Origin of the sequence: Thermoflexus sp. (assembly GCF_025055495.1) — a bacterium.
In the GTDB taxonomy this organism is placed as follows: domain Bacteria; phylum Chloroflexota; class Anaerolineae; order Thermoflexales; family Thermoflexaceae; genus Thermoflexus.
This window is the reverse complement of sequence record NZ_JANWXB010000352.1, coordinates 1-3,310: the sequence shown is the minus strand read 5'-3', so window position 1 is coordinate 3,310 and position 3,310 is coordinate 1. Positions and strand designations below refer to the sequence as shown.

The following is a 3,310-nucleotide window of genomic DNA, read 5'->3' as shown; positions in this document are numbered from 1 at the left end:
CCTGGGGTGCCCAGAACCCGGGCGGCTGTATCTGCAGGTCCTCACCCCTGGCTACCGGGTAGTCCTGGAGGCCCGGGGGCAGCGCTACGCCTATCACGCCGGACGCCAGGGTCCGCCCTTCCTGTGTCCCCCGGATCGAGCTAAGGAACCGTATTAAGTAGCGATGCTGTGCTGACCGAAAGAGCCGCGCGGCCTAGCAGGCGTTCGAGGTCGCTCCCGGTCGCGAGGGCTTTTATTCCTTCACGCCGCCTAGGGTGAGTCCGGAGAGCAGCCAGCGCGACGAATACAGGAAGAGCAGGGTGACGGGCACCGCGACGAGGATAGAGGCGGCGGCGAACTTCCCCCACAGCACCGTGTATTGCTCGGTGAAGGTCCACAGCCCGAGGGGCCAGGTATACATCTCGCGCTTGTTGAGGATAATGCGGGCAACGATATACTCATTCCAGCTGGTCATAAAGTTGAACAGAAAAGCAATGCCCAGGGCGGGGTTGGAGAGGGGTCGGATGATATGCCAGAGGACACCCAGCCGCGAGGCCCCGTCAATCATCGCCGCCTCCTCCAGGTCGCGGGGGATGGTGTCGTAGTATCCCTTAAGCATCCAGATACTGAAGGGGACAGCGGTCACGGAGTAGGCGATCACCAGCCCGAGATAGGAGTTAATTAGCCCCAGGCGGGAGATCATGATGAAGAGGGGCAGCAGCAGCATGGCCGCCGGGAACATCTGGGTGCTGAGCAGAAAGATCAGCCCGGCGCTTCGCCCCGGGAAGCGGAACCGAGAGAAGGCGTAGGCAGCTGTCGCCGAGAGCAACAGCCCGACGGTTGCTGTGGTCAGGGTGATGATCAGACTGTTCCAGATCCACAGGTAGAAATCCGTCGGCCGCCCGGGCCGCCCGACCAGCAGCTCGATGTAGTTGTTCAAGGTAGCGTCCTCGGGGATGATCGCCAGGCTAGTGGTCAGCAATTTGTTGGCCGGCCGCAGGGAGATGGTCACCACCCGCAGGACTGGGTAGACAGCGATCAGGCAGGCCACCCACAGCGCAGCGTGGATCAACAGGCGCTTGAAGGGGCTGTCGCCCCGAGGCCGGTAGAACAGGGCCCGCCACTGCAGGCGCGGCCAGGGCCGCGCTGGTGCCGCTGAGGCTTCCACTACAGAACTCGTCAGGCGCCTCTCCATCATTCGTAAATCCCCCGCAGTCCCTTCGTGATCCGCAAGTAGACAATCGCCCAGATCAACAGGATGAAAAAGATCACCAGCGCGAAAGCCGCGCTGAAGCCGTAACGGTAAAACTGGAAGATGGCCTTATAGAGAGAGGAAACCAAGATGTCGGTCTTCTCTTGAGGCCCTCCCTGGGTCACCAGGTAGATCACCTCAAAACGGTTGAACGTCCACACGGTCCCCAGGATGGTCGCGGGCACCAGCACGGGACGGAGCAGGGGCAGGGTGACATAGCGGAACTGTTGCCATTTGCTAGCCCCATCGATCTCCGCCGCCTCGTAGTATTCCTGGGAGATGCTCTGAAGCCCCCCTAAGATCACCACCATCATGAATGGGATCCCCAGCCAGACGTTGGTCATCACCACCGAGACGAAGGCCCAAGTGGGGTCTTGACGCCAGGGCACTGGCTGAATGAACTGGGAGAGCCCGTGGAAAAGTTCAAACAGCAGGGGCAGGCCCTGGGCCTGGGCGGCCAGGTCAGCGAAGAACTGCTGGAGGTTGCGCAGCAAAATGTTAAAGAAGCCATAGCGGTAATCGAACTCGTTACGCCAGGCCATCGCTGTGATAGTTGAGGGAACCGCCCAAGGGAGGATGAGGATGGTGCGGTAGATCCCCCGCCCCCGCATCGAGCGGTTGAGCAACAGGGCCAGGACCAGCCCGCCCGCCACGTGCAGGGAGACGTTTACAACTGTCCACAGCACCGTCCGCCCGAAAACCTCAAAGAAGGTGGCATCCTTGGCCACTGGGCCAGTGAAGACCTTGACGAAGTTCTCAATCCCGTAACGCAGCCCGAATTCGGGGTTCTGAGCGGTATACATGGCCATGTTCGAGAAGGCCAGGCGCACCTCAAACAGGAAGGGGATAAGGATCAAGAAGCTGACGCCAACCAAGGCGGGGAGGACGAGGACATAGGCCAGCCCGAAGCGAGAGGGGCGGGGCTCCCCAGTGAAGTAGATAAGGGCCTCCAGGGCCAGCAGCAGGAGGGCAGGGACGATCAGTGACCACGGCGTCGGCACGGCTGCCGTCCAGGCCGCCCAGAGGCGCTCCGGCGAGGTGAGAAGGGGCAGAAGCCCCAGCCCGGCAACCAGGTCGGCAATCAGCCCGATGCGCTCGAGAAAGCGCAGGAGCAATAGGACGATGAGCAAGGCCAAGCCGACCTGAACGCCGCGGGCGAATATCGCGGCGGGGAGATTGCGAGGACGTCGGAAAAAGAGGAGATACACGTAGCCCTCCAGCAGGGCCAGCCCGATGGCGATCGCCAGGACGAACCCCAGCACCTGGGCCAGAGAACGGACCATCAGTTGGGGGGTGAGGGTGCCCATCTCCATACCTCCATATCGCCCTCATCTTGTCTTCGGGGTCGGCGCTGGAGACAAAACGGCGGGGGGCAGTTCCAGCCCCCCGCCGCTGAAAAGCCCCAGCGACTACTTCTTGCCAAGCTCCGCTACGCACTGATCGGCTGCCTGCTGCATCGCCTTGGCCGCATCGGCTGGCTGGAGGGTGCCCGCCATCACCCCCTCTAGGTTCGGTCGCATGGCGTCCCAGGCGCAGCGCATCTCCGGCGCAGCGGGCATCGGCTTGCCCAGCAACAACTGCTCGAAGGATCCCTTCAGGATCGGGTCGTTCTGGATGGCCGGATCCTTCTCCAGCGCTTTGAGGGAGGGCAGGCGCTTAAACCGCTCAATCCATTTCTTCTGGACCTCCGCTGAGGTCATGTAGGCCACGAAGGCCCGGACTGCCTCCAGCTTGGCAGGATCCTGAAGCACAGCCTTGGAGACCATCCAGTATTTGCCGCCGGTCATCGGGGTGGGGTGCTTTCCAGTAGCTGTCACCTTCGGGATGGGCGCCACCCCCAGCTTGTCGCCCAGGACCTGAGCATAGCCGCCCAGGGACCAATCCCCGTTGATGATCATTGCCGCCTTGCCCTCCTTGAAGAGGGTGTCGGCGCAGTTGTAGTCGCACTCCTGCGGGACGACCTTGTGCTTGAGCTTCAGATCCTGGACAAACTGGAGAGCTGCCACGGTGCCCGAGTTATCAAAGGTCGGCTTATCGTTCTCGTCCAGCGGCCACGTGCCAAAGGCGCCCAGCCAAGGG

General features: G+C 62.2%; 3 protein-coding genes. All 3 read right to left on the bottom strand.

Going from position 1 to position 3,310, the window contains the following annotated elements; genetic code table 11:
• Positions 1–232 precede the first annotated feature (232 nt).
• Positions 233–1,177 (bottom strand): sugar ABC transporter permease, encoded by a 945-nt coding sequence (locus NZM16_RS11325; RefSeq protein ID WP_295480462.1) that lies wholly within the window; start codon positions 1,175–1,177, stop codon positions 233–235.
• Positions 1,174–2,538, bottom strand: a complete 1,365-nt coding sequence (locus tag NZM16_RS11320) for a carbohydrate ABC transporter permease (protein ID WP_295480460.1) — start codon at positions 2,536–2,538, stop codon at positions 1,174–1,176. Before NZM16_RS11320 ends, NZM16_RS11325 begins: the two co-directional genes overlap by 4 nt.
• Positions 2,539–2,640: 102 nt before the next feature.
• Positions 2,641–3,310, bottom strand: a 670-nt coding sequence (locus NZM16_RS11315; RefSeq protein WP_295480458.1) for an extracellular solute-binding protein, incomplete at its 5' end; no start/stop codon positions are given.

Excerpts from the sequence above, each read along its gene's own strand:
- NZM16_RS11325 (WP_295480462.1), bottom strand. The coding sequence starts at position 1,177 with ATGATGGAGAGGCGCCTGACGAGTTCTGTAGTGGAAGCCTCAGCGGCA.
- NZM16_RS11320 (WP_295480460.1), bottom strand. The coding sequence starts at position 2,538 with ATGGGCACCCTCACCCCCCAACTGATGGTCCGTTCTCTGGCCCAGGTG.